General features: G+C 64.4%; 27 protein-coding genes. 20 read left to right on the top strand and 7 right to left on the bottom strand.

Annotated features, from left to right (window positions below):
* Positions 1-256: 256 nt before the first annotated feature.
* The 3 genes from dapA to EJ073_RS10850 all read left to right on the top strand — a co-directional run bounded on the left by dapA (position 257) and on the right by EJ073_RS10850 (position 2555).
* A complete protein-coding gene (gene dapA, locus EJ073_RS10860) occupies positions 257-1138 on the top strand; it encodes a 4-hydroxy-tetrahydrodipicolinate synthase (protein WP_126055724.1) in 882 nt (293 codons plus the stop codon).
* Positions 1139-1247: 109 nt separating this feature from the next.
* Positions 1248-1727: an SsrA-binding protein SmpB gene (smpB, locus tag EJ073_RS10855; RefSeq protein WP_126055723.1), complete on the top strand. Its 480-nt coding sequence runs from the start codon at positions 1248-1250 to the stop codon at positions 1725-1727.
* Between the two features lie 81 nt (positions 1728-1808).
* Positions 1809-2555 carry a GH25 family lysozyme gene (locus EJ073_RS10850; RefSeq protein ID WP_126055722.1) on the top strand — a complete coding sequence of 249 codons (747 nt, stop codon included), beginning with the start codon at positions 1809-1811 and terminating at the stop codon, positions 2553-2555.
* On the opposite strand, the gene EJ073_RS10845 is transcribed toward EJ073_RS10850, so the two are convergent.
* Both EJ073_RS10845 and EJ073_RS10840 read right to left on the bottom strand, forming a co-directional pair.
* Positions 2524-3195, bottom strand: a complete 672-nt coding sequence (locus EJ073_RS10845; RefSeq protein ID WP_189347311.1) for a uracil-DNA glycosylase — start codon at positions 3193-3195, stop codon at positions 2524-2526. The genes EJ073_RS10850 and EJ073_RS10845 overlap by 32 nt on opposite strands.
* Positions 3192-3773, bottom strand: coding sequence for an NYN domain-containing protein (locus EJ073_RS10840; RefSeq protein WP_126055721.1), 582 nt, complete (start codon positions 3771-3773; stop codon positions 3192-3194). The genes EJ073_RS10845 and EJ073_RS10840 overlap by 4 nt, the downstream gene beginning before the upstream one ends.
* Before the next feature lie 304 nt (positions 3774-4077).
* Here EJ073_RS10840 and rpoZ point away from each other — a divergent pair, with 304 nt between their 5' ends.
* The 8 genes from rpoZ (at position 4078) to era (ending at position 11308) form a co-directional block, all read left to right on the top strand.
* The gene (gene rpoZ, locus EJ073_RS10835; RefSeq protein WP_126055720.1) at positions 4078-4479 is read left to right on the top strand and encodes a DNA-directed RNA polymerase subunit omega; all 402 of its coding nucleotides are present in this window, start codon (positions 4078-4080) and stop codon (positions 4477-4479) included.
* 123 nt (positions 4480-4602) lie between these two features.
* Positions 4603-6831, top strand: coding sequence for a bifunctional (p)ppGpp synthetase/guanosine-3',5'-bis(diphosphate) 3'-pyrophosphohydrolase (locus EJ073_RS10830; RefSeq protein WP_126055719.1), 2229 nt, complete (start codon positions 4603-4605; stop codon positions 6829-6831).
* 105 nt (positions 6832-6936) lie between these two features.
* Positions 6937-7515: an orotate phosphoribosyltransferase gene (gene pyrE, locus EJ073_RS10825; RefSeq protein ID WP_126055718.1), complete on the top strand. Its 579-nt coding sequence runs from the start codon at positions 6937-6939 to the stop codon at positions 7513-7515.
* A gap of 308 nt (positions 7516-7823) precedes the next feature.
* A complete protein-coding gene (locus tag EJ073_RS10820; RefSeq protein WP_126055717.1) occupies positions 7824-8417 on the top strand; it encodes a DUF2062 domain-containing protein in 594 nt (197 codons plus the stop codon).
* Entirely contained in the window at positions 8414-8827 is a 414-nt protein-coding gene (acpS, locus tag EJ073_RS10815; RefSeq protein ID WP_126055716.1) for a holo-ACP synthase, read from the top strand. Before EJ073_RS10820 ends, acpS begins: the two co-directional genes overlap by 4 nt.
* Before the next feature lie 76 nt (positions 8828-8903).
* The gene (gene lepB, locus EJ073_RS10810; protein ID WP_126055715.1) at positions 8904-9653 is read left to right on the top strand and encodes a signal peptidase I; all 750 of its coding nucleotides are present in this window, start codon (positions 8904-8906) and stop codon (positions 9651-9653) included.
* 3 nt (positions 9654-9656) lie between these two features.
* Entirely contained in the window at positions 9657-10385 is a 729-nt protein-coding gene (rnc, locus tag EJ073_RS10805) for a ribonuclease III (RefSeq protein ID WP_126055714.1), read from the top strand.
* Positions 10382-11308: a GTPase Era gene (era, locus tag EJ073_RS10800; RefSeq protein ID WP_126055713.1), complete on the top strand. Its 927-nt coding sequence runs from the start codon at positions 10382-10384 to the stop codon at positions 11306-11308. Before rnc ends, era begins: the two co-directional genes overlap by 4 nt.
* A 52-nt stretch (positions 11309-11360) precedes the next feature.
* Here era and EJ073_RS10795 read toward each other — a convergent pair whose 3' ends face one another.
* A complete protein-coding gene (locus tag EJ073_RS10795) occupies positions 11361-12161 on the bottom strand; it encodes a type II CAAX endopeptidase family protein (RefSeq protein WP_126055712.1) in 801 nt (266 codons plus the stop codon).
* A 231-nt stretch (positions 12162-12392) separates the two neighbouring features.
* Between EJ073_RS10795 and recO the strand changes: the two genes are divergently transcribed.
* Complete coding sequence (gene recO, locus EJ073_RS10790) at positions 12393-13142, top strand: DNA repair protein RecO (RefSeq protein ID WP_126059164.1); 750 nt, start codon at positions 12393-12395, stop codon at positions 13140-13142.
* Between the two features lie 9 nt (positions 13143-13151).
* Here recO and EJ073_RS10785 read toward each other — a convergent pair whose 3' ends face one another.
* Positions 13152-13616 (bottom strand): NUDIX domain-containing protein, encoded by a 465-nt coding sequence (locus EJ073_RS10785; RefSeq protein ID WP_126055711.1) that lies wholly within the window; start codon positions 13614-13616, stop codon positions 13152-13154.
* A 254-nt stretch (positions 13617-13870) separates the two neighbouring features.
* Between EJ073_RS10785 and EJ073_RS10780 the strand changes: the two genes are divergently transcribed.
* The 7 genes from EJ073_RS10780 to EJ073_RS10750 all read left to right on the top strand — a co-directional run bounded on the left by EJ073_RS10780 (position 13871) and on the right by EJ073_RS10750 (position 21992).
* Positions 13871-16636 (top strand): DUF2339 domain-containing protein, encoded by a 2766-nt coding sequence (locus EJ073_RS10780; RefSeq protein WP_126055710.1) that lies wholly within the window; start codon positions 13871-13873, stop codon positions 16634-16636.
* A 141-nt stretch (positions 16637-16777) separates the two neighbouring features.
* Positions 16778-17296 carry a sigma-70 family RNA polymerase sigma factor gene (locus EJ073_RS10775; RefSeq protein ID WP_126055709.1) on the top strand — a complete coding sequence of 173 codons (519 nt, stop codon included), beginning with the start codon at positions 16778-16780 and terminating at the stop codon, positions 17294-17296.
* The gene (locus EJ073_RS10770) at positions 17293-18084 is read left to right on the top strand and encodes an anti-sigma factor (protein WP_126055708.1); all 792 of its coding nucleotides are present in this window, start codon (positions 17293-17295) and stop codon (positions 18082-18084) included. The genes EJ073_RS10775 and EJ073_RS10770 overlap by 4 nt, the downstream gene beginning before the upstream one ends.
* 207 nt (positions 18085-18291) lie before the next feature.
* A complete protein-coding gene (locus EJ073_RS10765) occupies positions 18292-19389 on the top strand; it encodes a peptidase C39 family protein (protein WP_126055707.1) in 1098 nt (365 codons plus the stop codon).
* A 5-nt stretch (positions 19390-19394) separates the two neighbouring features.
* On the top strand, positions 19395-20858 hold the full coding sequence (locus EJ073_RS10760) for a RimK family protein (RefSeq protein WP_126055706.1): 1464 nt from the start codon (positions 19395-19397) through the stop codon (positions 20856-20858).
* 57 nt (positions 20859-20915) lie between these two features.
* Positions 20916-21254, top strand: a complete 339-nt coding sequence (locus EJ073_RS10755) for a DUF3303 family protein (protein ID WP_245455535.1) — start codon at positions 20916-20918, stop codon at positions 21252-21254.
* Positions 21255-21353: 99 nt separating this feature from the next.
* Entirely contained in the window at positions 21354-21992 is a 639-nt protein-coding gene (locus tag EJ073_RS10750) for a hypothetical protein (RefSeq protein ID WP_126055705.1), read from the top strand.
* A gap of 5 nt (positions 21993-21997) precedes the next feature.
* Here EJ073_RS10750 and EJ073_RS10745 read toward each other — a convergent pair whose 3' ends face one another.
* Positions 21998-22936 (bottom strand): LysR substrate-binding domain-containing protein, encoded by a 939-nt coding sequence (locus EJ073_RS10745; RefSeq protein ID WP_126055704.1) that lies wholly within the window; start codon positions 22934-22936, stop codon positions 21998-22000.
* 111 nt (positions 22937-23047) lie between these two features.
* Between EJ073_RS10745 and EJ073_RS10740 the strand changes: the two genes are divergently transcribed.
* Complete coding sequence (locus EJ073_RS10740; RefSeq protein ID WP_126059162.1) at positions 23048-23938, top strand: fatty acid desaturase family protein; 891 nt, start codon at positions 23048-23050, stop codon at positions 23936-23938.
* Between the two features lie 10 nt (positions 23939-23948).
* On the opposite strand, the gene EJ073_RS10735 is transcribed toward EJ073_RS10740, so the two are convergent.
* Positions 23949-26087 carry an EAL domain-containing protein gene (locus EJ073_RS10735; protein ID WP_126055703.1) on the bottom strand — a complete coding sequence of 713 codons (2139 nt, stop codon included), beginning with the start codon at positions 26085-26087 and terminating at the stop codon, positions 23949-23951.
* Positions 26088-26241: 154 nt separating this feature from the next.
* Positions 26242-26850, bottom strand: a complete 609-nt coding sequence (locus tag EJ073_RS10730) for a methyltransferase domain-containing protein (RefSeq protein ID WP_126059161.1) — start codon at positions 26848-26850, stop codon at positions 26242-26244.
* Positions 26851-26939 lie beyond the last annotated feature (89 nt).

Here is a 26939-nt window from a genome sequence, read left to right as displayed (position 1 = left end):
GCTTGAAGCTAAACTCAGGTCGTGAAGAGCCCGTAAACAAAAGGTTATCGAGGTCGTTCGAATTGCCGACACTGGCACCACGGCAATGCTTGCCGCTGAACAATGTCGAGACTATGGTGCGCGGCTTCGCTTTCGGCTAGAAGGCGCGCACGATAGACCGACCGATAAAACACGAATGCATGTCGCCCAAAAGTGGACACCGGTTTTGGGGCAACGAGATGCATAAACCAACGAAGTCCCAAGGAGTTTGGATGATATGCTGAGAGGCTCGCTGACCGCGCTCGTTACACCGTTCGACAAGAGCGGGCGTTTCGACGAGAAAGCCTTTCGCGCCTTCATCGAGTGGCAGCTCGCCGAGGGCACCAAGGGGCTGGTTCCGGTGGGCACCACAGGCGAGTCGCCGACGCTGTCGCATGACGAGCACCGCCAGGTGGTCAAGGTCTGCATCGAGGTCGCCAAGGGCCGCGCTCCGGTCGTCGCCGGCGCCGGCTCCAACAACACCGAAGAGGCGGTGGGCCTGGTGCAGTTTGCCGAGCAGGCGGGTGCCGATGCCGCGCTCGTCGTCACGCCCTATTATAACAAGCCGACGCAGCGCGGCCTCTACGAGCACTTCGCCGCTGTCGCCCGCGCGACCAAGCTGCCGATCATCATCTACAATATCCCGCCGCGCTCGGTCATCGACATGACGCCCGAGACGATGGGTCGGTTGGCGCACGACTTCAAGAACATCGTCGGCGTCAAGGATGCCACCGGCAAAGTCGAGCGCGTCTCCGAGCAGCGCGCCACCTGCGGCAAGGACTTCATCCAGCTTTCCGGCGAGGATGCCTCGGCGCTGGGCTTCAACGCGCATGGCGGCGTCGGCTGCATCTCGGTGACGTCGAACGTCGCGCCCCGCCTCTGCTCGGAGTTCCAGGAAGCGACGCTGTCCGGCGACAGCGCCACGGCGCTCGACTTGCAGGATCGCCTGCTGCCGCTGCACAAGGCGATCTTCACCGAGCCTGGCCTGTGCGGCGCCAAATACGCGCTCTCGAAGCTGGGCAAGGTCGAGAACGTCGTGCGCTCGCCGCTGGTCACGATCGAGGCTTCGACGGCCGAGAAGATCGACCAGGCGATGAAGCACGCCGGCTTGATAAACTAGAGCAATTCCAGGAAAAAGTCCGGAATTGCGTCAAAATGATTAGATAGAGCGGTTCGACGTTTCCATGAAACGGTGAATCGCTCTAGATGAGGTGCCACCTCTCCGCATTATGAATCAAGTCAAGAAAGCCGATCCCAACAACAGGACCGTTGCGGAGAACCGCAAGGCGCGGTTCTCCTACGAAGTCCTCGACACGATCGAGGCCGGCCTGGTGCTGACCGGCACCGAGGTCAAGTCGCTGCGCCAGGGCCAGGCCAACATCCAGGAATCCTACGCCTCGGCCGAGGGTGGCGAGATCTGGCTGATCAATTCCTACCTGCCGGAATATCTTCAGGCAAATCGCTTCAACCACGAGCCGCGCCGGCGCCGCAAGCTTCTGCTCTCCAAGCGCGAGATGGCGAAGCTGTCGCAGAGCGTCGATCGCGAAGGCATGACGCTGGTGCCGCTCAAGATCTATTTCAACGATCGCGGTCGCGCCAAGCTTTTGCTTGCAGTCGCCCGCGGCAAGAAGCTGCACGACAAGCGCGAGACCGAGAAGCAGCGCGACTGGTCGCGCGAGAAGGGTCGCCTGCTCAAGCAACGCGGTTGAAAAATCTCAGCAGCAGCCTGAAAAAAGCCAACAGTTCGCCTTCAGCTTGCGGAGATGTGGAGCCGACAGCAGGGGATAGTCTTGAAGAAGCGGATCGTCCTCTGGGTCCTGGCCGGCCTTGTTCTGGCGTGCATCGCCGCAGTGGGCGGGCTGTTTTATTTCCACACTTTCTCTCCTGATCGCGACCGATTCCCGGTCAGGGGCATCGACGTCTCCCACCACCAGGGCCGGATCGACTGGCGACGCGTTGCCGCCGACGACGTCGCCTTTGCCGTCATCAAGGCGACCGAAGGCGGCGATCATGTCGACGATGCCTTCGCCACCAACCTGCGCGAGGCGCGCGAGGCGGGGCTGGCGGTCGGCGCCTATCACTTCTTCACCTTCTGCCGGCCGGGCGGTGACCAGGCGAGGAATTTCATCTCGGTGGTGCCGCGCGGCGAGCCACTGCTGCCGCCGGTGGTCGACATCGAATTCGGCGGCAATTGCCCGCAGCGGCCGTCGGCCGAGCAATTGAATACCGAACTCCAGGCGTTCCTCGGCCCGGTCGAGGCGGCCTTCGGCAAGCCGGCGATCGTCTATCTCACCGACGAGGCGGCTCAGGCCTACTCGGCGCATATCGCCGTTCGCCCGCGCTGGCTGCGCTCGCTGGCCATGCGGCCGGGCGAGGACGACTGGATCTACTGGCAGTACCACAACCGGGGCCGCGTCGACGGCATCGTGGGCGATGTCGACCTGAACGTGCTGCAGGGTGGGGCGGACAGGCTGGCCGCGCTGTTTGCCTCGGCACCGGTCGATTCTATTCCTGTAGAAGCGCCGCGATCTCCTTGAACACATTGACGAACATCGCTTCCGTCAGCACGCCGGTGTTGGTGTTGTAGCGCGAGCAGTGGTAGCTGGAGAACAGCGTGATGCTTCCGGCTTCCTGACGTCCGCCGTGCCGGAACGGATAGGCGGCAACGCGCTCGCCCAGTGCCCGCACCGTCGACTGGTGTGCGATCGAGCCCAGCGCCAGCACCGCGCGCAAATTGGGAAAGCGCCCGATCGTCGGCACCAGGAAACTCCGGCAGGTGGCGATCTCGCCGCCTACCGGCTTGTTCTCCGGCGGCACGCAGCGCACCGCGTTGGTGATGGCGGTCTGCACCAGCTGCAGCCCGTCATCGGGCCTTGCCTTGAATTCGCCGCGCGCCAGGCCTTGCGCGATCAGAGTGCCGTAGAGCAGGTCGCCGGCATAGTCGCCGGTGAACGGCCGTCCAGTGCGGTTAGCCCCGCGCAGGCCGGGCGCCAGCCCGACGATGAGCAGCCGCACCGCGTCCTCGCCCTCCAGCGGCAGGAAGGTCGGCACCGGTGCGTTGAACCAGGTCGGCTCGCGCTGCCGCCAGTCGGCGATGAAATCATGCAGCCGCGGGCAGAGCGGGCAGTCGCGGCCGGGTTCGGGGGAGGTCGCGGCCACCAGGGCCGCCGTCGTCAATACTCGTCCTCGTCGACCTCGGCCGGTTCGGGCCGCCGCACCGGCCGCTCGGACGGATCGCGGCCGACTTCGTTCTTCAGGCTCATCAGGTCGATGAAATGGTCGGCCTGGCGACGCAGGTCGTCCGATATCATCGGCGGCTGCGAGGCCATCGTCGAGACGATCGAAACCTTGCGGCCGCGCCGCTGCAGCGCCTCCACCAGCGTGCGGAAATCGCCGTCGCCGGAGAAGATGACATAGTGGTCGACGACGTCGGCGAGCTCGAGCGCATCGACGGTGAGTTCGATGTCCATATTGCCCTTGATCTTGCGGCGGCCGGTCGAGTCGGTGAATTCCTTGGCCGGCTTGGTCACCACCTTGAAGCCGTTATAGTCGAGCCAGTCGATCAGCGGCCGGATTGAGGAATATTCCTGATCCTCAACCAGCGCCGTGTAGTAGTAGGCACGCAACAGATAGCCGCGCTTCTGGAAGCTCGACAGAAGCTTGCGGTAGTCGATGTCGAAGCCGAGCGCCCGCGAGGTGGCATAGAGATTTGCGCCGTCGATGAAAAGAGCGATTTTCTCACGAGGGTCGAACATGGAAAAATGTCCTTTTTCAAAATGGGCGGTCGTCTAAATGCATCGGCGACCATGCCCGCGGCCCCATGATGGACCATACGGCCTTATCATCCGAGATAGCGCCAGTTTTGCGGCAATCCAAGCAGTGTCGGTGCCTCGCAAGCAATTGTGATCGGCGGTGCCATCGTCGCGGGTCTTTTCCCGCACTGAGCCTGGATAACCCCTGAAGCCGCACCACCTTGCCAAGAAGCTTGTATTTTAGCGGCGTTCAGGTTATGGACCGCGCCTGTTTTCCATCAAATCCATCGCATGAAAGGGGCAATTCATGGCCCGCGTAACCGTTGAAGATTGCATCGACAAGGTCGACAACCGCTTCGAGCTCGTGCTTCTGGCCGGCCACCGCGCCCGTCAGATCAGCCAGGGCGCGCAGATCACCGTGCCGCGCGATAACGACAAGAACCCGGTGATCGCGCTGCGCGAGATCGCCGACGAGACGCTGTCGCCCGACGATCTCAAGGAAGACCTGATCCACTCGCTGCAGAAGCACGTCGAGGTCGACGAGCCGGAAGCTGACGGGGAGGTGATCGCGGACCAGACCGGTGCTGCCGTCGCGACGGCCGATGCCGACGATGCCGAGGACAACATCGCTTTCGACCGCATGACCGAGGAAGACCTTCTGGCCGGCATCGAAGGCTTGGTGCCGCCGGAAAAGAGCGACGACTACTAAGCTCTTGGAATTGCCTGGATCAAGCATCCGGCACTTCCGTATCGGCAGTTTCGTGGCTATCTATGACATGCGCCGCACACCAGTGCGGCGCATGATTCATTTCAGCACCGAGAGATCCCGCCCATGATGCGTCAGTATGAGCTTGTCGAGCGCGTCCAGCGCTACAAGCCTGACGTCAACGAGGCGCTGTTGAACAAGGCCTACGTCTACGCCATGCAGAAGCATGGCCACCAGAAGCGCGCTTCCGGCGATCCCTATTTCTCGCATCCGCTCGAAGTCGCCGCCATCCTCACCGATATGCATATGGACGAAGCGACCATTGCGGTTGCCCTGCTGCATGACACGATCGAGGACACCACCGCGACCAGGGCCGAGATCGACGAATTGTTCGGGCCGGAAATGGGCAAGCTGGTCGAGGGCCTGACCAAGCTCAAGAAGCTCGACCTCGTCTCCAAGAAGGCCGAGCAGGCGGAGAACCTGCGCAAGCTCCTGCTGGCGATCTCCGAGGACGTGCGCGTGCTGCTCGTCAAGCTCGCCGACCGCCTGCACAACATGCGCACGCTCGACCATGTTCCCGAAGCCAAGCGCCTGCGCATCGCCGAGGAGACGATGGACATCTATGCGCCGCTCGCCGGTCGCATGGGCATGCAGGGCATGCGCGAGGAGCTGGAGGAGATCGCCTTCCGCTACATCAATCCGGAAGCCTACCGCGCCGTCACCGCGAGGCTCGCCGAGATATTCGAGCGCAATAAGGGCGTTCTGACCGAGATCGAAAAGGCGCTGTCCGGTCTGTTCGAAAAGCATGCGATCAGGGCCAGCGTCAAAAGCCGTCAGAAGAAGCCGTGGTCGGTGTTCCGCAAGATGGAGGCCAAGGCGCTCTCCTTCGAGCAGCTTTCCGACATCTTCGGCTTCCGCGTCGTCGTCGACACCGTCGAGGATTGCTACCGGGCGCTCGGCGCCATCCACACGACATGGTCGATGGTGCCCGGCCGCTTTAAGGACTACATCTCGACTCCCAAGCAGAACGACTACCGCTCGATCCACACCACCATCGTCGGCCCGTCGCGCCAGCGCGTCGAATTGCAGATCCGCACCCGCGAGATGAACAAGATCGCCGAATACGGCGTCGCCGCGCATTCGATCTACAAGGATACTGGCGGCAAGACGAATGGCGCCGGCCATGCCATCTCGAAGGAGACCAACGCCTATGCCTGGCTGCGGCGCACCATCGAGCAACTGGCGGAAGGCGACAACCCGGAGGACTTCCTCGAGAACACCAAGCTGGAGCTCTTCCAGGACCAGGTGTTCTGCTTCACGCCAAAGGGCATGCTGATCGCGCTGCCGCGTGGCGCGACCCCCATCGACTTCGCCTATGCCGTCCACACCGATGTCGGCGACACGTGCGTTGGCGCCAAGGTCAATGGCCGCATCATGCCGCTGATGACGGAGTTGAAGAATGGCGACGAGGTCGAGATCATCCGCTCCAAGGCGCAGGTGCCGCCGGCGGCCTGGGAATCGGTGGTCGTCACCGGCAAGGCGCGCGCCGCCATCCGCCGCGCCACCAAGAATGCCATCCGCAAGCAATATTCCGGCCTCGGCGCCCGCATTTTGGAGCGCGCCTTTGAGCGCGCCGGCAAGAATTTCACCAAGGAGAGCCTGAAGCCGGTGCTGCACCGGCTGGCGCGCAAGGACATTGACGACGTGCTCGCCTCCGTCGGCCGCGGCGAACTGGCCTCGACCGACGTCATGAAGGCGGTGTTCCCCGACTATAAGGACGAGCGCGTCACGGTCGGCGCCCCCAAGCAGAGGGAGGAGGGCTGGTCGAAGATCCGCAACGCCGCCGGAATGCTGTTCCAGATGCCCGGCCGCGCCGCGCGCAAGGACAAGGACCAGCCGCGCGATGGCGCGGTTCCGATCCGCGGCGTGCGCGGCGATTTGCCGGTTCGCTTCGCGCCGGAGGGTGCCGTGCCTGGCGACCGCATCGTCGGCATCATCCAGCCCGGCACCGGCATCACCATTTACCCGATCCAGTCGCCGGCGCTGCAGGCCTTTGACGACCAGCCCGAGCGCTGGATCGATGTGCGCTGGGATATTGACGAGCGCACCAAGGAGCGTTTCCCGGCGCGCATTTCGGTCACGGCCATCAATGCGCCGGGCTCGCTTGCCGACATCGCCCAGGTCGTTGCCTCGAACGATGCCAACATCCATACACTGTCGATGGTGCGCACCGCGCCCGACTTCACCGAAATGCTGATCGATCTTGAGGTCTGGGATCTCAAGCACCTGAACCGGCTGCTCTCGCAGCTCAAGGACAATTCGAGCGTCAGCGATGCAAGGCGCGTGAATGGATGAATAGTGAATAGTGAATAGTGAATAGTGAATAGTGAATAGAAGGGGCTCTCACTACCAACTACTCACTACTGACCATTCACCACCCACCATCGGCATGGAGCAACTATGAACACCGACGAAGTGCTGGGCATCTTCCGCGAGGCCGGCGCAGTTCTGGAGGGCCATTTCATCCTGACGTCGGGCTTGCGCAGTCCGGTCTTCCTGCAGAAGGCGAGGGTCTTCATGCATGCCGACAAGACCGAGCGGTTGTGCAAGGCGCTGGCCGAGAAGATCCGCAAGGCGGTGCCCGGCCGGATCGACTATGTCGTCGGCCCGGCGATCGGTGGCCTGATCCCGGCTTACGAAACCTCGCGTCATCTCGGCGCCCCGGCGATCTGGGTCGAACGGGAAGGGGGCGAGTTCAGGCTGCGCCGCTTCGAGATCGCCAAGGGCTCGCGTGTCGTCATCGTCGAGGACATCGTGACCACCGGTCTCTCCATCCGCGAGACCATCGAGTGCCTGCGCGAGCTCGGCGCCGAGGTGGCGGCGGCCGCCTGCATCATCGACCGTTCGGCCGGCAAGACCGATGTCGGCGTGCCACTGGTCGCGCTCGCCGAATACGAGGTTCCGGCCTATCCGGCCGATCGCTTGCCGCCCGAACTGGCCGCCATCCCGGCCGTCAAGCCCGGCAGCCGCAACATCTGATGCCGCCATGCGTGAAAACAAGCGCTTGAGCGCGTTGCCTGAATCTCCTCGGCAGCGACGCCCGCTGACCGCGGCGCCGCGCTGAAGGGCTTGAGTTGGCGGGATAAAGGCGCCGTCTCCACAAATCCGCCGTGTTTCTAATATGCTCGGGCGGCGAGACGCTGGCCCGGACGTTGTCCTTCGGCCGGCGTGTCGCTATATCAAAGTCGCTGTTGCCTTCGGGCGGCCTCGAAGCGCAAGATATGGCTATCGCCTGCCGGCTCAGGTCGCCGGAACAGCTGGTGTTGGGTACTAGGAACCGGAACAGAGTGCTTTTTCGACGCCGCAAGCCTGACGGCCTTTTCGAGCGGGTGCGTACCTATCTTTGGCCGCGCCGCTCGTTCTCACGCTCGGTGCAGTATTTCTCGAAGCGCATCCTGAGGCTGAAGGCCACTCCGCATGCCGTCGCCGCCGGCGTCGCGGCCGGCGTTTTCGCCTCGTTTTTCCCGCTCGGCTTCCACTTCGTCATCGCAGCGGTGTTGTGCTGGGTGATTGCCGGCAATCTGGTGGCGGCGGCGCTCGGCGCGGTGTTCTTCGGCAATCCTTTGACCTTTCCGCTGCTCTGGGGCGCATCCTGGGAAACCGGCAAGCTCATCCTGCATGAGCGACTGCCCAAGCATGGGCCGCCTGAGCACCTTGGGGAAATGATGCACACGCTTTCGTTCGCGAAATTGTGGCATCCGGTGCTGGAGCCGATGCTGATCGGCGCGGTACCGCTCGGCCTCGTCTTCGGCCTGTTCTTCTACGGCATCACCCGATGGGGCATGACCGTCTTTCGCGAGCGACGCAAGAAGCGCATGGCCGAGAGGGCGCGCAAGGCCACGCAACATGGACATGGCGGACGGGAAGTCCCCGCGGAATGATCATCGGCATCGGCAGCGACCTGATCGACATCAGACGCATCGAGAAGTCGTTGGAGCGGCACGGCCAGCGCTTCATCCAGCGTATCTACACCGAGGTCGAGCAAGCCCGGTCGGAGAACCGGGCCGCCCGCGCGGCCTCCTATGCCAAGCGCTTCGCCGCCAAGGAGGCCTGCGCCAAGGCGCTGGGCACCGGCATGGCGCATGGCGTCTTCTGGCGCGACATGGGCGTCGTCAACCTGCCCGGCGGCAAGCCGACCATGGCCTTGACCGGCGGGGCGGCGGCGCAGTTGGACAAGATTCTGCCGAAGGGACATAGGGCGGCGATCCATCTCACCATCACCGACGATTTCCCGCTCGCTCAAGCCTTTGTGATCATCGAGGCGTTGCCCGCCGAAGAAGCGCCACATTGATTGCTTCTGACCTCCGGCTGACGTTGCCCAGCGCGCGCCGAGACTCTATACCAACCAACGCACAATCGAGGACGACATGAGCGTGGCTGAAAAATCCGAGAAGAAATCCGGCGGGCTTGGCGAAACCGTCAGCGTCATCATTCAGGCGCTGCTGCTCGCGCTGGTCATCCGCACCTTCCTGTTCCAGCCCTTCTCGATCCCATCCGGATCCATGCGCCCGACCTTGCTCGAAGGCGACTATCTCTTCGTCACCAAATGGTCCTATGGCTATTCGCGCTATTCGCTGCCTTTCGGTCCCGACATCTTTTCCGGCCGCGTCTGGAGTTCCGAGCCGAAGCGCGGCGACGTGGTGGTGTTCAAGTTCCCGCCGGACCCGTCCATCGACTACATCAAGCGCGTCGTCGGCCTGCCCGGCGACAAGATCCAGGTCAAGGACGGCCAGGTCTTCATCAACGGTGTCGGCGTGCCGCGCGTGAAGACTGGCCAGATCGACAATCCGGACATCACCGAAGAGCCTCAGCCGATCGATGTCTATCGCGAGACCCTGCCCAACGGGGTCAGCTATGACACGCTCGACATCAATCCGAATTCGATCGGCGACAACACGCGCGAGTTCGACGTGCCGCCCGGCCACTATTTCATGATGGGCGACAACCGCGACAATTCCTCCGACAGCCGCTTCACCGTCGGCTTCGTGCCGGCCGAGAACCTTGTTGGCCGAGCCAACATCGTCTTCTTCTCGATCGCCGGCGGCGCCAGCCCGCTAGAGATCTGGAAATGGCCGTCGCTGATGCGCGCCGCGCGCATGTTCCATTTCGTCAGCTAGGTGATGGCGTCAACCAAGCGGCTCACTGCCGACGCGCTCGCCGAAGCGCTCATGCAGCGCACCGGCCATGCCTTTGCCGACCGCCAGCGGCTGCAGCGGGCGCTGACCCATGCCAGCGCCCGTTCGAGCCATGCCGGCGTCGACTATGAGCGCTTCGAATTCCTCGGCGACCGCGTGCTTGGCCTCGTCGTGGCCGACATGCTGCTCGCGGCATTCCCGAATGCGGCCGAGGGCGAGCTGTCGCTGCGGCTGAACGCCCTGGTCAATGCAGAGGCGCTGTCCGAGATCGCCGAGGAGATCGGCCTGCCGGACCTGATCCGCGCCGGCTCGGACGTGCGCGGTCTCGATGGACGCAAGCGCGTCAACCTGCGCGCCGACGCGCTGGAATCGCTGATCGCCGTGCTCTATCTCGACGGCGGCCTGGATGCGGCCCGCGCCTTCATCCACCGCTACTGGCAGCCGCGCTCGCAGGCCATCGGCGCTGCCCGTCGCGACGCCAAGACCGAGTTGCAGGAATGGGCGCACCAGGCAGCAGCGGGCGCCGCGCCGGCCTATCGCATCGACGGCCGCGAGGGGCCGGACCACGATCCGCTGTTCACCGTCAGCGTCAAGGTCGGCCAGTTCGCTCCGGCCATCGGCAGCGGCCGCTCCAAGCGCGAGGCCGAGCAGGCGGCGGCTGCGGCGCTGCTGCTGCGCGAGGGTGTCTGGCTGAATGAAGGAAGCGCGGCATGAGCGAACACGCGGCCCCGGCGGGCGAGGCCCCCGCGACGCACTCCGGCTTCGTTGCACTGATCGGCGCCCCCAATGCCGGCAAGTCGACGCTGGTCAACCAACTGGTCGGCGCCAAGGTGTCGATCGTCACCCATAAGGTGCAGACCACCCGCGCCATCGTGCGCGGCATCGCCACGCATGCGAACGCCCAAATCGTCTTCGTCGACACGCCCGGCATCTTCAAGCCGAAGCGACGGCTTGACACGGCGATGGTGACGACCGCCTGGGGCGGTGCCAAGGACGCCGATATCGTCGTGCTTTTGATCGACGCCGAGCGCGGCATCAGGGGCGACGCGGACGCCATCCTCGACCGGCTGAAGGACGTGCGGCAGCCGATGCTTTTGGTCCTCAACAAGGTCGACCGTGTCAAGCCGGAGACGCTTTTGGCACTTGCGGCGACGGCGAATGAGCGCGTGCCGTTCAAGCGAACTTTCATGGTTTCCGCGTTGACCGGCTCCGGCTGCAAGGACTTGCTGGACTATCTCGCGGAAACCTTGCCGGCTGGCCCCTGGTACTATCCGGAAGACCAGATCTCCGACCTGCCGATGCGCCAGCTCGCGGCCGAGATCACCCGCGAGAAGCTTTACCTGCGACTGCACCAGGAACTGCCCTATTCCTCCCACATCGAGACCGAGAAATGGGAGGAGAAGAAGGACGGCTCGGTGCGCATCGAGCAGGTCATCTATGTCGAGCGCGACAGCCAGAAGAAGATCGTGCTCGGCCACAAGGGCGAGACCATCCGCGCCATCGGCCAGGCGGCGCGCATGGAGATCGCAGCCATACTCGAGCAGAAGGTGCACCTCTTCCTGTTCGTCAAGGTGCGCGAGAACTGGGGCGACGACCCCGAGCGCTACCGAGAGATGGGACTGGAGTTTCCGCACTGAAGCAAAACGCGGCACCCCGGGGAGGGGCGCCGCGCTTGTTTGCTTATCTGCCTCAGGCAGCGGCGACGGAAAGCTGTGCCTGGGGTCGGCGCACGAAGCTTTCGGTGCCGTAATAGGCGACGATCGCCACCGCGATGACCGCCCAGATCGCCACGCCGATCCACTGCTGCTGCACATAGTCGCCATCAACGAACACCTTGCCGAGGAAGCGCACGCTGTTCTGGTGCGTGACATGCATCAGGAAGGCGAGAAGCACGCTGCCGGTGTTCTGGTAAAGCCAGGTGAAGACGATCCCGGCCAGCACGACGTTGATCGTGCCGTAGAGGCTGAGGTCGCCGACCAGGCCGAGCGGGAAGTGCCAGATGGCCCAGATCACGCCGAGGATCAGGCTGCCGGCAAGAGCGGAATGGCCGGCGAGCAGACGTGGCGTGGCAACGCCGCGCCAGCCGGGCTCCTCGCCGAGCGGGCCGCTGAAGATCGCATAGAGGCCGATGATCGGCAGCATCTCGGAGAAGGCCGGAATATTGCCCCAGGCAGGGGCTGCGGCGCCGAACAGCTGATTGATCAGGATCGAGACGAGCTGCGCGCCAAACGGCAGTCCGAACGCGACCAGATACCAGAAGGTGCGAACCCGCCACTTCACCATGGAGGCGAGGACGGGCTTGACCGAAGCCCAGCCGCCGGCAAGCGCGGCGACGATGAACCCGGCGACCATCGGGCCGAAGGTGAACCAGGGAATGCTCTCGCCGCCGGAGAGCCAGAAGGGGATGAACGTCAGCCAGGTCAGGCCGAGCGCCAGCGAAAAGAAGGCGGTCAGCTGATGCCCCCGCACCAGGCTCGGGAAGGAAGTCACGGCAGGTCCTCTCATCGGGCGGATTGGCAATGAGAGGTCGGCTTGCCCGATGGGTCGACCACAGGATTGGGACCGGCCGCGCCGATCGACATGCCCGCATTTGGCGCCGGCGCGGGGGAAAATCCCGATCGGTTTCTGAGAAATTTCCGATATTTACGATTGGCAACAGTCCCGGCGCCACGCCCGGCCCAACCTTGATTTCGTCGGCCGATCGGTGAAATGCTCCCCCGCATGGAATGGCGCGACGAGGGAATCATTCTCGGCACCCGTAGGCATGGCGAAACCAGCGCCATCCTCGAGGTAATGACGCGCGCCCATGGCCGCCATCTCGGCCTCGTGCGCGGCGGCCGCTCGCGCAAGCAGCAGCCGGTGCTGCAGCCGGGCAATCGCGTCGATCTCCTGTGGCGGGCCCGCCTCGACGAGCATCTCGGCACCTTCCAGGCCGAGGCGATCGAGATGAACGCCGCTCGCCTGATGGACAGCGCCATCGCCGTCTACGGCCTGCAGACCATGGCGGCGCATCTGCGCCTGCTGCCCGAGCGCGACGCCCACGGCGCGCTTTACGAGACGCTTGCCGTCATGATCGCCCATCTCGACGATGCCGACGCGGCGGGCGAGCTGGTGGCGCGCTTCGAGCTGCTGATCCTCGACGAGCTCGGCTTCGGCCTCGACCTCAGCCAGTGCGCGGCGACCGGCTCCAGGCAGGACCTCGCCTATGTCTCGCCGAAATCCGGCCGCGCCGTCTCCCGCGCGGCGGGTGCCCCCTGGCACGACAAGATGCTGGCGCTGCCGGCCTTCCTGCAGCGCTCGGGCCCCCGCGCCGACCAGGCGGCGCTGGAGGACGCCTTCCGGCTGACCGGCTTCTTCTTCACCCGCCATGTCTACGAGCCGCGCGGCCTCGATCCGCCCGACGCCCGCGCCGGTTTCCTCACCGCGCTCAGACGGCATCATGCGGCCGGCAAGGCGATCGCCGGAGAGTAGCGCTTGCGCCTAGCCGGCGTTTTGCCGCTGCATGAAATCGTCGAGCATGGCGCGCTGGCCTTTCAGGATCTTGAGCCCGGCCTCCGGCAACGAAAACCACCCGGCCTTGTCCACTTCGGGGAATTCTTTCAGGGAGCCCGACTTCGGCGGCCACTCCATGGTGAACTTGTTGCTTCTGACGGCGTCCGCATCGACGTCCGATTCCACGCTCCATGCCGTCACGATCTTGCCGCCCGGCTGCCGATAGCTGCCGACCGGCTCGAAATGTCCATCGATCGCGATGCCGAGTTCCTCCACGGCCTCACGTCGCGCGGCTGCGAGTTCATCCTCGCTCTCGTCGACCAGCCCCTTCGGGATCGACCACGCCCCTTCATCCTTTCTTGCCCAGAACGGTCCGCCGGGATGGACAAGCAGAAATTCGAAAACCCCGCCGGTGCGCCTGTAGATCAGCAGGCCCGCGCTTCGTTGCGGCATTGGTCATCCTCATCAAGTCTGGCCGACACTAGCATGAGTACTTGCGGCACGTGCCACGCAAGCTCGCTTTGCAGGCTTATTCCTGGCCGCCTTGACACCGCGGCATTGGATAAAGGCAGCAACCTGCTGGCATTTGGTCCTGAAACATGCTCGATCTTTGCTGTCGCCGATCCGGCGGCGCGTTTGCCTGGAGGAACCGGCCGTCTGGCCGCCGCAATTGTCAGTGACAACCGGCCTGGTTTGGGGGAACCGCCATGTTTGAAAGCCTGATCGGCCTTGCCGCCATCATCGCCCTTTTCGTCATCATCTCGCGCCAGCAGAGCCGCATCGGCCTGATCGAGCGCGAGCTTGGCGCACTGCGCAGCCTTGTGCTGTCGGGCGCCGTGCCGCCGGCCGCCAGGCTGGCCGAACAGCCGCAAGCCGACGGCAAGCCGGCCGAGGCGGTCACGGCCGAAGTCGCGTCTCCTCCTGTGGCGGATGATGTGCCCGCCGAAGCGCCGGCGGCGCAGCCCGCCGCTGCAGTGGGCGAGGTCGTTTCCGGACCCTGGGCCAAGGACGAGGCGCCGACAGCGGCGGAACCTGCGGCAGGCCCCGCCGAGGCCGCACAACCGGCGAAGGCCGCGCGGCAGACCGACGTCGAGACCGCGCTCGGCACCCGCTGGGCGGTCTGGGTCGGCGGCATCGCGCTGGCGCTCGGCGGCCTGTTCCTGATCCGCTATACCATCGAAGCCGGCATTTTCGGCCCCGGCGTGCGCCTCACCATGGCCGGCATTCTCGGCCTGGTGCTAGTCGGCGGTGGCGAATTCATCCGCCGCACCGGCTTCAAGGTGCCAGTGCAGGGTGCCGCCGGCGCTTATATCCCGGCGATCCTGACGGCGGCCGGCGCCTTCATCCTGTTCGGCACCATCTATGCCGCGCATGGCATTTACGGCTTCATCGGTCCGGCGCTGGCCTTCACGCTTCTCGGCGCCATCGGCGTCGCCACTATCTCCGCATCGCTGGTCCATGGCCTGGCGCTGGCCGGCATCGGCCTGATCGGCGCCATGGCGACGCCGGCGCTCGTCTCCTCTCAGGCGCCCAATCCCTGGGCGCTGTTCGTCTATCTGGCGATCGTGCTTGCCGCCACCGCGGCGATTGCCCGCCTGCGCGACTGGAAGGCGCTCGCCGCGGCGGCCTTCGTCGGCACCGGCCTCTGGACCATCCTCTACATGGCCAACACGCCCGCTGCGAACCTGTCGGCCATCCTGTTCATCAATGCCGCGACGCTGGCGGTGCTCGCGTTCGTCTGGCTGGGCGCCCGCGGTGCCGAAGCCGAATCCTCCGGCGGTTTCGACTGGCCGTCGATCGCGCCCGCTATTTTCGTCGGGCTTTCGGCGCTCGGGCTTTCGGTCGACCCGGCCTTCATAGTTGCCGGCGATGCCCTGGCGGGCGCCGCGCTCCTTGCCGCTATGCTGGCGGTGGCACTCTATCAACCGCGCGCGCTGCCGCTTCTCCATGCCGCCGGCCTGGTGACGGCGATGATCTATCTCGGCATCATCCCGCCGACCTCGATCGGTTCCGAGTTCATCGGCGGCAGCCTCGGCGTTGACGGCCAGCCGGTGGTGGTGTCCGATCAGTTGACGCGCAACATCGGCGTCGGGCTCGGCCTGCTGTTCATCGCCGCCGGCTTCTGGGCCGCGCGTCGATGGGTGGCAACCGCCCGCATCCGGTCGGCGTCCTGGGCGGCCTGGGGCGTGATCGCGCCGTTGGTCGTGCTTACGGCGCTATGGTTCACATTCGGCAATCTCGACCGCGACTTCCTCTACGCTGCGGTCGCGGCTCTTCTGGTCGTGGCCTTCGCCGCCGGCGGTGAATGGATCGCGCGCGCCGAGGAGCCGCCGCTCAAGGGAGACGTCGCCGTCTCCTTCGCGCTCGGCGGCGCCGCGATCGCCGCCCTGTTGATGCTGCACATGCCCTTCGGCTCCGGCTGGACCACCGTGCTTGTCGGCGCCGCGGCCGTCGTACCGGCGCTGGCGACCCGCTGGCGGTCCTATCCGGTGCTCGGCTGGATTTCGGTTGGCGCCGTCGTCGCCACGCTTGGCCGCGTCGCCTACGACCCGACCATCGTCGGCGCTGCATCGCTGTCGACGACGCCTATCTTCAACTGGCTGCTGCCGGGCTACGGCGTGCCGGCGCTGGCCTTCGGCTTCGCCGCCTGGCAGCTCGCCCGCACCACAAACGGCCGGCCGCGCCTGGCGATGGAAGCGGGGGCAGCGCTCTTCGCGCTGCTCACGCTCGCCATATTGGTGCGCCACGCCATGCATGGCGGTGTGCTGGACACCGGCACGGTCACGCTCGCCGAACAGGCGATCTACACGCTGATCGCCATTGGCGCCGGCGCCATCCTGGTCGCCATCGACAGGCGCTCGCCAAGCTCGGTGCTGCGCTACGGCTCGATGGCCGTCGGCGTGCTCTCCGTCGCCTTCGTCGCCGTCCGGCATTTCGTGGTGCTGAACCCGCTGTTCACCGACGAATCGACAGGGACGATCCCGGTGTTCAACCTCCTGTTCCTCGCCTATCTCCTGCCGGCGGTCGCCACCGGCGCGCTGGCGCTCTACGTCCGCGACAAGCGCCCCCGCTGGTATGCGCAGATGCTGGCGCTGGTCGCCTCGCTGCTCGCCTTCGCCTACGCGACACTGTCGGTCAGGCGGCTGTTCAAGGGCGAGTTCATCGGGTTGTGGAGCGGGCTCGGCCAGGTGGAGACCTACACCTATTCAGCGCTCTGGCTGGCCATCGGCGTCGCGCTACTGACCGCCGGAGTGTGGCTGAAATCGCAGGTGCTGCGCGTCGCATCCGCAGCGCTGATCGCGATCGCCGTGCTGAAGGTCTTCCTGTTCGACATGTCGGAGCTGGAAGGCGTGCTCAGGGCGCTGTCCTTTATCGGCCTCGGCGCCGTGCTGATCGGCATCGGCCTCTTCTACCAGCGGCTGTTGACGCGCGCGGCGAATGAGAAGGCGGAACAAGCAGAAACGATCGGCTAGCCGGGAATAAATCCGCACCCACCAGCGTTCATTCCATTGCTTGGGTGACCGGAGCGGTGGACCGCTTCGCGCTGGCTGCTTGCGCCGCGCCGGAAAGGCGCGTTCAATCTGGATGGGAAACGACCTCGAAAACCAGCGGTCATGGACGAAAAGAAGGCAGCGATCCTTGGCGAAATTCCGCGTTTGCGCCGCTACGCGCGCTCGCTGCTGCGCGACCGCGATTCCGCCGACGACCTCGTCCAGGACTGCCTCGAGCGGGCGCTGGTGAGGCTTGACAACTGGCAGACGGGAGAAAGCCCCAGGAGGTGGCTGTTTACGATCATGCATCATCTGTTCATCGACCAGATGCGCAAGGTGAACCGGCGCGGCGAGGCGGCGATGCTGCCGCTAGAGGCCGGTGAGGCGCAGGCCGCTCCCGCCGATCAGGTTGGGAGCATCGCCTCGCGCGAGATCATGGATGCCTTGCAGGCGATCAGCCCCGATCGCCGCGCAGCCCTGGTCATGGTGGCGATCGAAGGGTTTTCCTATGCCGAGGCGGCCAATATCCTCGGCGTGCCTGCCGGCACGCTGATGTCGCGCATCGCGCGCGGGCGCGAGGAACTGCGTGGCCTGCTGGATGACACGGCGCGCCGCCGCTCGATAAGGATCGTCGAGAAATGACCCGGCGCGATTTCTCCGAACGCGACATCCACATGGCCCTTGACGGCGAGCTGCCGGGCGAGGAGCGCATGGCCTATGAGGCCTGGCTCGAGGCCAATCCCGAAATGAAGGCAAGGGCCGCCCGCTTCGTCGCCGACCGGGCGGCCCTTCGCGCCGCCTTTGCCGGCGTGCTCGACGAACCGGTGCCGGCACGGCTGAAGCAGGCCGTGTTCGGCGAGGCGCCGGCGAGGACGACAGCGTGGCGCGCGCGCTGGTGGCTTTCGGCCGCCGCAGCAGCGGTGCTGGTGATCGGCGGGCTCGCCGGCTATGTCGCCGGCATTGATGGCATCGGCAGGGGAGGCGAAAGCGAGGACCTGCTCGCCGAGCAGGCGATCGCCGCCCACGTCATCTATGCCGCCGAGAACCGCCATGCGGTCGAGGTGCCGGCGAGCGACAAGGACCATCTGCAGACCTGGCTCTCCAACCGCGTCGGCCTGAAGCTGGTCGCTCCCGATCTCGTGGCTGAAGGCTTCCAGCTCGTTGGCGGCCGGTTGCTGCCGGCCGGCCAGGGCAAGGCGGCGATGCTGCTCTACGAGGACGCCAAAGGCGAGCGCATCTCGCTGTTCGTGACCGCCGAATCGGCCGGAAAGTCCAAGGGCACCTACGCGGCCGAGGCTGACGGTCCCGAGGCTGTCTACTGGCTGGACGAGGGCTATGGCTGCGCCGTCGTCGGCTCGCTGCCGCGCGAGCGTCTGGCGGCCGTCGCCAAGAGTGCCTACGGCCAGCTTCTGGCCGGCCTTGCCAGTTGAAAACCGGCGTTTTTCTGACATCGGCGCCATTCCGAAAACAGCGCGCCAGTACAGCGCTCCTTCAGCATTGGACCACTATTCAGCCTGTCACAATTCGGCCCTAATCGAGGTGCGAAAGCGCTTGACGAATACCGGTGATTGCGCCGGTATACCGATGTTTCGACCGGGGCCGTTTCCACAATCCAATCGAGGTTTTCTGAAGCCCGCATGCCTGCCGAGATCCGCAAGGCCCGCGTGTCCGACGTCGATGACCTCGCCGCCATCGAGAAGGCCGTCTTTTCAAGCGACCGCATGTCGCGCCGCTCCTTCCGCCAGCTGATCGAGCGCGAGACCGCCGAAATGCTGGTTGCCGAAAGCGATGGCCGCGTCGCCGGCTATGCCGTGGTGCTGTTTCGCAAGGGCAGCGGCGTCGCCCGTCTCTATTCCATCGCCGTCGGTCCCTTCTTCGGCCAGCTCGGCATCGGCCGTCAACTCCTGGCGGCAGCGGAGGAGGCGGCCTTCGAGCACGACCGTATGATGCTGCGCCTCGAAGTGCGCGAAGACAATCATCGCGCCATCCGCGTCTACGAGCAGGCCGGCTACCGCAAGATCGGCCGCGAGCCGGACTACTATGAGGACGGCGCCACCGCGCTACGCTACGAAAAGACGCTGCGCGGCGACGTGCCGATCGCCACCATGGTGCCGTTCTATCCGCAGACCTGCGAGTTCACCTGCGGACCATGCTGCCTGATGATGGCGATGGCCAATTTCGACCACGGTTTCGTGCCCGATCCGGTGATGGAAATCCGCCTGTGGCGCGAGGCGACCACTGTCTTCATGATGTCTGGGCCTGGCGGTTGCGAGCCGTTCGGACTGGCGGTGGCCGGCTATGAAAGCGGGCTCGCGGCGGAGATCTTCGTCTCCTTCCATGGCGCGCTGTTCCTGCAATCGGTGCGCAGCGAGGACAAGCGCCGGGTGATGGAGCTTGCCCAGGTCGACTTCCGCCGCCGCGCGGAACTTTACGGCATTCCGGTGAATTACCGTTCATTCGCCCTCGACGATGTTCGCAACGCCATCGCCGGGGGAAAGCTGGTGCTGGTGCTGATCAGCGGCTTCCTGATGTTCGGCAAGAAGGTTCCGCACTGGGTGCTGGCGATCGGCGACGACGGCGACCATATCCTGATCCACGATCCCTGGGTCGAGGACGAGCGGCAGGAGACGATCCTTGATGCGGCCAATATTCCCGTGCCTTACGGCATCTTCATGAACATGGCGCAGTTCGGCCGTGACGGATTGCGTGCCGCCATCATTCTAGGGAAGCGCTGAAGACAATGACCTGGGTCATCCTTACCGGAAGGCAGAACGACCTCGACCAGGTGGCGACGCCGCACAAGATCATCACCAACCGTGATTATCTTGCCCATCCTTCGCTGTTTCGCGGCCAGCGGCCGAAGGTCATCAACCTGTCGAACAATTACGGCTACCAGAGCCGCGGCTACTATGCCTCGTTGCTCGCCGGTTCGCGCGGCCACAAGGTGATCCCGACGGTCGAGACCATGATCGACCTGTCGGAGCGCAAGCTCTACGAGCATGCGCTGCCCGAACTGGAGCTTGCGCTCAACAAATGCCGCAAGGATCTCGGCGGCGTTTTCCCTGCCAAGGTCGCCATCTTCTTCGGCATCGGCCCCTCCAAGGTGTGGGACCGTTTCGCCAAGCTGCTCTTCGACTGGTTCCGCGCGCCGGCGCTGGAGGTTCACATCAAGGACAGCGCCGAATGGGCCTCGATCCGCAAGATCGGCTTCCTGCCGCTGGCCCGCATGACCGATGATGAGGAAGCCTTCTTCCTGCAGTGCCTGGAGACCTACACCAACCGCGAATGGCGAGACACCAAGGGCCGCACCCCGGCGCGCTACACCTTCGCTACGCTGGTCGATCCGCATGAGGAATTGCCGCCGTCCGAGATTTCCTCGCTGCGCTACTGGGCGCGGATCGCCGAGAAGATGGGCGTCGAAATCGAGCCGATCACCAGGAAGGATCTGGCCAAGCTCGCCAACTACGACGCGCTGTTCATCCGCGAGACCACCTCGATCTCCAACCACACCTACCGCTTCGCCCGCCGGGCGCAACAGGAAGGCATGCCCGTCATCGACGATCCGCTGTCGATGATCCGCTGCACCAACAAGGTCTATCTGAACGAGCTGATGACCTACAACAAGGTGCCGGTGCCGCCGACCGTCATCATTGCCGGCACCTCGGATCTGGAGCTGGCAGCGCAGACGCTGGGCTTCCCGCTGGTGTTGAAGATCCCGGATTCCTCGTTTTCGCGCGGCGTCAAGAAATGCGGGAACCTCGAGGAACTGACCCGGCTCGCCACCGAATGGCTGGAGGATTCCGATCTCCTGATCGCGCAGAAATTCATCCCGACCGAATATGACTGGCGTGTCGGCGTGCTCGGCGGTCAGCCGCTGTTTGCCGTGCACTACCTGATGGCCAAGAAGCACTGGCAGATCGTCAACCACAAGGCCAATGGCAAGCCCGACCAGGGCGGCATCAAGACCTTCACGCTGAAGGAGACGCCGCATCATGTCGTCGAGACGGCGGTCAAGGCGGCGCGCTGCATCGGCGACGGCCTCTATGGCGTCGACCTCAAGGAGACCAAGGATGGCGTCTTCGTCATCGAGGTCAACGACAATCCCAATCTCGACCACGGCTGGGAGGATTCGGGCGAGAAGGACGAGGTCTGGGTGCGGCTGACGCAGTGGTTCCTGGACCGGCTGGAGCGGCCCGGGCGGTAGCGGCCGGGAACGGAATTGAGGAACTGGGGAAGTGAGGAACTGAGGAAGTTAGGACGGATGGCTGCGCTAGCCACTCAATTCTCCAGTTCCTCAATTCCTGTTCGCTCAAACTGGGGGAAAAGCATGCTGTTTTTCGTGATCGAGGATTTTCACGGCTGCGACCGCAAGGAGATCTACCGTCGCTTCCGCGACCGGGGCCGGCTGAAGCCGGATGAGCTTGTCGTCCACCACAGCTGGATCGCGGCAGATATGAGCCGCTGCTTCCTGTTGGTGGAAGCCGACGACGTCACGCTCCTGCAGCGTTGGGCCATCGAATGGAATGATCTGGTGGAGTTCGAGATCATTCCAGTCGCCACCAACAAGGACATGGTTGCGGCTTTGGCCGGGCATCTCTGACCGCAGCCATTTGCTTAATTTGGAGCGAACCGTCTAACCGCAGCTTAAGCCCATCATGCTACCCGCAGATATTGAGGGTTGCTTGGGGATTTTGAATAGATGATGAAGCTGTTTCAATCGGGAAGTTGCGGCCAGATACTATATTTCTGCCTGCTGCTTTTCCTTGTTGGATTCGATTTTGCCAAGGGCCCGATCGAGCATTTTCTGGTTGGAACAAAAGAGGGCATCCAGGATCAGGTCTACGCATCCAACGGCGCCAATATCGCCCAGAGCCAGAGGTCCTTTGTCGAAGGGTTGAAGACTCCCGATCAAGGCATGCATCCACAGCCGGAGTCGGTGCGAGAGCATGCCTCGGGCATGGTGGTTCAGGCGCTCGCCATGGAGGCAAAGAACTCCGCCATCGGAACGATCTACATCTCCATGCTCGTGGCGATGGGCTTCGCGACCATTGTTGCGATGATATGGATGGTGTTGGCGCGTGTGCGTGACATTGGCTGGCCAGCCACGGTGGGTTTCGGCGTTCTTGCTCCGAAACTGGCTGTCTCGGTTCTTCCGGGAAGCCTTCCGCCGCTTACCTTCGAGGTCCTGCAATACGGCTTCATCGCCGCGATCATACTGCTCGGGTTCGTGCCGGGCGGATTTGCCCACGGGCCTCGGGCCGAGCCGGTGAGGCAGGCCGTCGCAGCGGAACCGGCCCGGCGCATTCCAGGTCAATTCGGCCAAAGGATGCGACCGTAGGCTTACTACGGGGATGCTTGATCGGCGAAATTAGCCATAAGCGCCGGCGATCTGACGGCGCGCGCGCATTCCTCGATCAGCCAATCGCGGAATGCCGCCACAACGTCGCGCCGGGCGCTGCGCTCTGGGATCGTCAGGCAATAGGGCTGGCGCAGGTCCGCCGTGCGGAGGACCGGCCGAACCAGCCGGCCGTCTTCGAGCGCCTGGGCGCAGTAGATTCCCTGGACGAGCGCCACGCCTAGCCCTGAAATGGCGAGGTCGAGCGCTGCCCGTGACGAGTTTGCCGACAGGCCGCGCCGCGCCGATCGGCCCGGATCGATCCCCGCCGCCTCGAACCAGTTGCGCCAGGACGGGAACGACGCGCCGGTCGGTCCCCAGTCCGTATGGATCAGCGGCAGGCCGGCGAGGCCGTCACGCTTCATCGCGCCGGTCAGCGCCGGCGCGCAGACGGGATAGACGGCGTCCCGGACGATGTCCTCGGTCGGGTGCTCGCGATAATGCGGACCGTAAGAGAGCCTGATGTCGATCAGCTCGCGGTCGAACGGCACCGGATCGTCGTCGCCCCTGAGCGAGATGTCGACGGCGCCGTGGCTGGCGACAAAGCCGGAGAGACGCTCGGAAAGCCAGCCCATCGCCATGGAAGGCGGCACCGACACGACGAGCCGGGGGCGGAATGCGCCGCCGCTGACCTCGCGCGAGACGCTGCCGATCTCCTGGAAGGCCATGGTCAACCTGGGCAGCATCTCCACGCCGGCTTCGGTCATCACGACGCGCCGGTTGACGCGATGGAACAGCTTGCGGCCCATCTGCGCCTCGACGGTGCGGATGAGCTGGCTGACCGCGGCCGCCGAGATCGACAGCTCTTCCGCAGCCGCGACAAAGCTCCCGGCGCGCGCCGCCGCCTCGAAGGCTTGCAGTCCTTTCAGTGAGGGTAGCGTGGCCACGGGCAATCCATAAGATAAGTTGAACTTATCTAGATTGCAGAAATCCTCATTTTTAGAAAGGTTTCTTTGTGGCTAATGTGCGTGAACAAAGTCGAGCAGCCGGAACGAACCATGGACCATCGCGACGTCATCGCATCGCTTACCAATGAGGAGCGCAGTCGCCTGACCGGCAAGTCGGACGGCCCGGGGCTCATTCAGCTCGCTGCCCATTTCGACGCCATCCTGCTGCTCGGAGGCCTGATCGCCGCCAAGGTGCCGTTCTGGCCGTTGCTGATGCTACCGCAAGGCATATTGATCGTCTTCCTGTTCACGCTGCTGCATGAGACGGTGCATCGCACCGCCTTCGAGACGCAGTGGCTGAACGATGCCGTCGCGCGGCTGTGCAGCCTGGCGATCGTACTGCCCGCCGACTGGTTCCGCTATTTCCATTTCGCCCACCACCGCTTCACCCAGGATCCGGACAACGACCCGGAACTCGCCTTTCCGAAGCCCGAAACCCTGCGGCAATACATCGTCCATGTTTCGGGTCTCCCGGTATGGTGGGGCCACTTCAAGACGCTCTACACCAACGCGACTGGTGGTGGCCATGAGAGCTACGTGCCCCCGAAGGGGCGTCCGAAGGTGCGCGCCGAGGCGCGCGCCATGATCGCCGTCTACGCCGCCGTGCTGTTGCTCGCGCTCTGGTTCAAGGCAACGGTGCTGCTTTACGTTTGGATCCTGCCGGCGCTGCTCGGACAGCCGTTCCTCAGGCTCTATCTGCTCGCCGAGCACGGCCGTTGCCCCTTCGTCGCCAACATGCTGGAGAACACCAGGACGACGCTGACCAACTGGTTGGTGCGCAAGCTTGCCTGGAACATGCCCTTCCATGCCGAGCATCACGCCTATCCCGGCGTGCCATTCCATCGGTTGCCGGAGTTCCACGGGCTGATCGAGCGCCATCTCAAGTTGATTGAGCCCGGCTATGTCAGCTTCCACGAAAAGTACATCGAGACGCTACGCTGAGCGTTCTCCTTCATCCGGACCGGCGCAGAGCCGTCCCCGTTCTCAGCAGCCGGTTGATCTCCGCCGCCGTCGACGGCACGCCGATCAGGTAGCCTTGCGCCTCGACGCAGCCGGCCTCGCGCAGCATGTCGAGCTGCGCTTCTGTCTCGACGCCTTCGGCGGTGACGGTGATGCCGAGTTGCGCGCCGAGCCCGATCACTGCGCGCACGATCGCCGCGGTGTCGCGGTTATCGATGTCGCGGATGAAGGAGCGGTCGATCTTTATCTTGTCGACCGGGAAGCGCCGGAGATAGCCCAGCGAGGAGTAACCGGTGCCGAAATCGTCGAGCGCGATGCGGATGCCGAGATCGCGCAGCTGGCCGAGCGTCTTCAGCACAGTGTCGCTCTCGTCCATCAGCACCGTTTCGGTGATTTCGAGCTCCAACCGGTCGGCCGGCACACCGGAGAAGGCCAGCGCCGCAATCACGCTGCGGGCAAAGGTGCCGCTCTTGATCTGCACGGCAGAGACGTTGACGGCGATGCGCATCGCATGCGGCCAGCCCGCTGCCGCCGTGCAGGCCTTCCGCAGCGCCCAGTCGCCCAATTGCACGATCAGCCCGGTTTCCTCGGCGGCCGGTATGAAATCATCGGGCGACACCCGGCCGCGCGTCGGCGAATGCCAGCGCATCAGGGCTTCAGCGCCGACGACCTCGCCGGAGGGGATGTTCATGATCGGCTGGAACTCCAGCTCGAACTCGTGCCGTGGCAGCGCTGCCTCGAGGTCGGTTTCGAGCACCTGCCGCGCCCGCACCATCGCATCCATGCCGGGCTCGAAGAACCGGTAGACGTTGCGGCCCTCGCTCTTGCCGCGATAAAGCGCCATGTCGGCATTCTTCAACAGCGTGTCGGCATCCTTGCCATCGTTGGGGTAGAGCGCGATGCCAAGGCTAATGCCGACATGCATGTCGCGGCTCTTGTCGCGATAGGGCTTGCCGATGACTTCGACAATGCGCTTGGCCAGCCTTTCGGCGTCGTCGGCGCCCTTGACGTTGAACTGGATGATGGCGAATTCGTCGCCGCCGAAGCGGGCGACGACATCCGTTTCGTTGCGCAGGCAGCGCTGCAGCCGTTCGGCCACGCATTTGAGCAGCCAGTCGCCGGCCGGGTGCCCAAAGGTGTCGTTGACCGCCTTGAAGCGGTCCAGGTCGAGCGAGAAGATCGCCATCGGCGCGACCGTCGCCTCGCTCAAGGCCTTGTCGAGGCGCTCGCGGAACATCGAACGGTTGGGCAGGTTGGTCAGCGTGTCATGATGCGCGAGATGGGTCATGCGCTCTTCGACAAGCTGGCGCTCGGTGACGTCGTCGAAAGTTGCCACCCAGCCGCCGCTCATCGGTCGTCGTGTGACCAAAAGCGTCCTGCCATCGCTAAGGTGGCGGTATGTCGAGTGTATTTTCGCCGCTTTCCGGCAGGCTTCGGTCTTGGCGACTTCGCTATCGACATCGATCTTCGTATAGATGCCGAGCTCCACCAGCCGTTCGAGCGCGTCACGATGGGTCGTTCCCAGCGGGAAATCCGCGGCGGTCACGTTGTAGAGTTCCAGAAAACGCTCATTGCGGACAATCATCTTGCCGTCCGCGTCATACATCAGCAGGCCTTGCGACATGTTGGCCAGCGCTGCGTCGAAGCGACGATGCTGCTCTTTCAGCTCCAGCTCGGCGCGCCGCTGCACGGTGATGTCCTCGTAGATCGACACCCAGCCGCCCGAAGCCAGCGGCCGATGCGAGATGTCGATGATGCGGCCATCCGACAGCGTTTCCTCATAGGTCGAGGGCTTCGCCCCGTCGATATAGGGCTTTCGGATGGCGTAGAGATCCGCCGCGCTGTGCGAGGCGACGCCGATCTCGACGCTGTGCTGGAGGATGTCGAAGAAGCGTATGCCGGGCCGCACGATCGCGGGGTCGAGGCAGAAGATGTCGAGGTAGTGGCGGTTGCAGATGATCATCCGCTCGTCGGCGTCGAACATGCACAGGCCGTGCGACATGTTCTCGACGGCAGCCGAGAAGCGTTCGTTCTGCTCGCGCAATTCGTCTTCGATACGCTTTGTCGGGCCGATGCCCGCCGCGCGGCGCCTGCGCGCGGGCGAACCAGCCTTGACCTGAGCGACGGGCATATTCGCGCCTGCGGACCGTGAACTGACCGGCTACTGTGGTAGTCTCCGGTTAATTTAGCGTTTGTTCAGCTGGCGGAATGCAGCGTAACCGTTGCCTGACGCCTCGCTTCGAGCGCCGTGAAGCGCTCGTCCTGGGAGGCCGTTTCAGCCCGATCTATGGGGTGACCGTTGCAACGGTTCTGTCCCTTGGCGCCCTCGCTGGGTGGCGCACAATCCGGTAGACCGCCGCCGGCGGAACGTTCAGCATAGTGCGTCCTATATGCGTTGCGCTGAGGCCTAATCCCTCAAGGATCGGTCGCGCGACCGGGCATCGCGGACCGTAGGTGAATTGGTAGAATGCCCCGCCAGGCTTCAGATGCGCGAAAGCCCCGTCGAGGATTGCTATCACCTTGTGGTCGGGCATGCTCAGCAGCGGCAAGCCACTGATGGCCGCCCCGACGGATGCCTCATTGCGGAATTTGATATCCCCCACGCGGGCGGCGTCCATGCGAAGCACGCGCGCCCGCGGAAAACGGGTTTCCAAATGCCGCGCGAAATTTGCGCCGTATTCGACGAGGGTGAGGTCTTCCGGCCGCACGCCTCGCTCGAGCAGTTTTGCCGTGAAGACGCCGGTGCCGGGCCCAAGCTCGATAACAGGACCGGTTCTGGAAGTGATGTCCTGCGTCATGATCCTGGCAAGCGCGCTGCCGGACGGTGCGATTGCCGCAACCCGGAGCGGAGCGGCAAGCCAGGACCGAAAAAACATCCAGAAATCGTTCTGCATCCACGTCCTCGGAAGAAGCCAGTGAGAATTCGACGAGGATCTGGATAGCGGCTGCTTGTGCACGGCACAGTAACAGAGGGCGCCAATGC

This window comes from Mesorhizobium sp. M4B.F.Ca.ET.058.02.1.1, assembly GCF_003952505.1.
Lineage (GTDB): Bacteria > Pseudomonadota > Alphaproteobacteria > Rhizobiales > Rhizobiaceae > Mesorhizobium.
The sequence above is the reverse complement of the archived record's forward strand: the minus strand, read 5'-3'. Positions and strand labels throughout refer to the sequence as shown.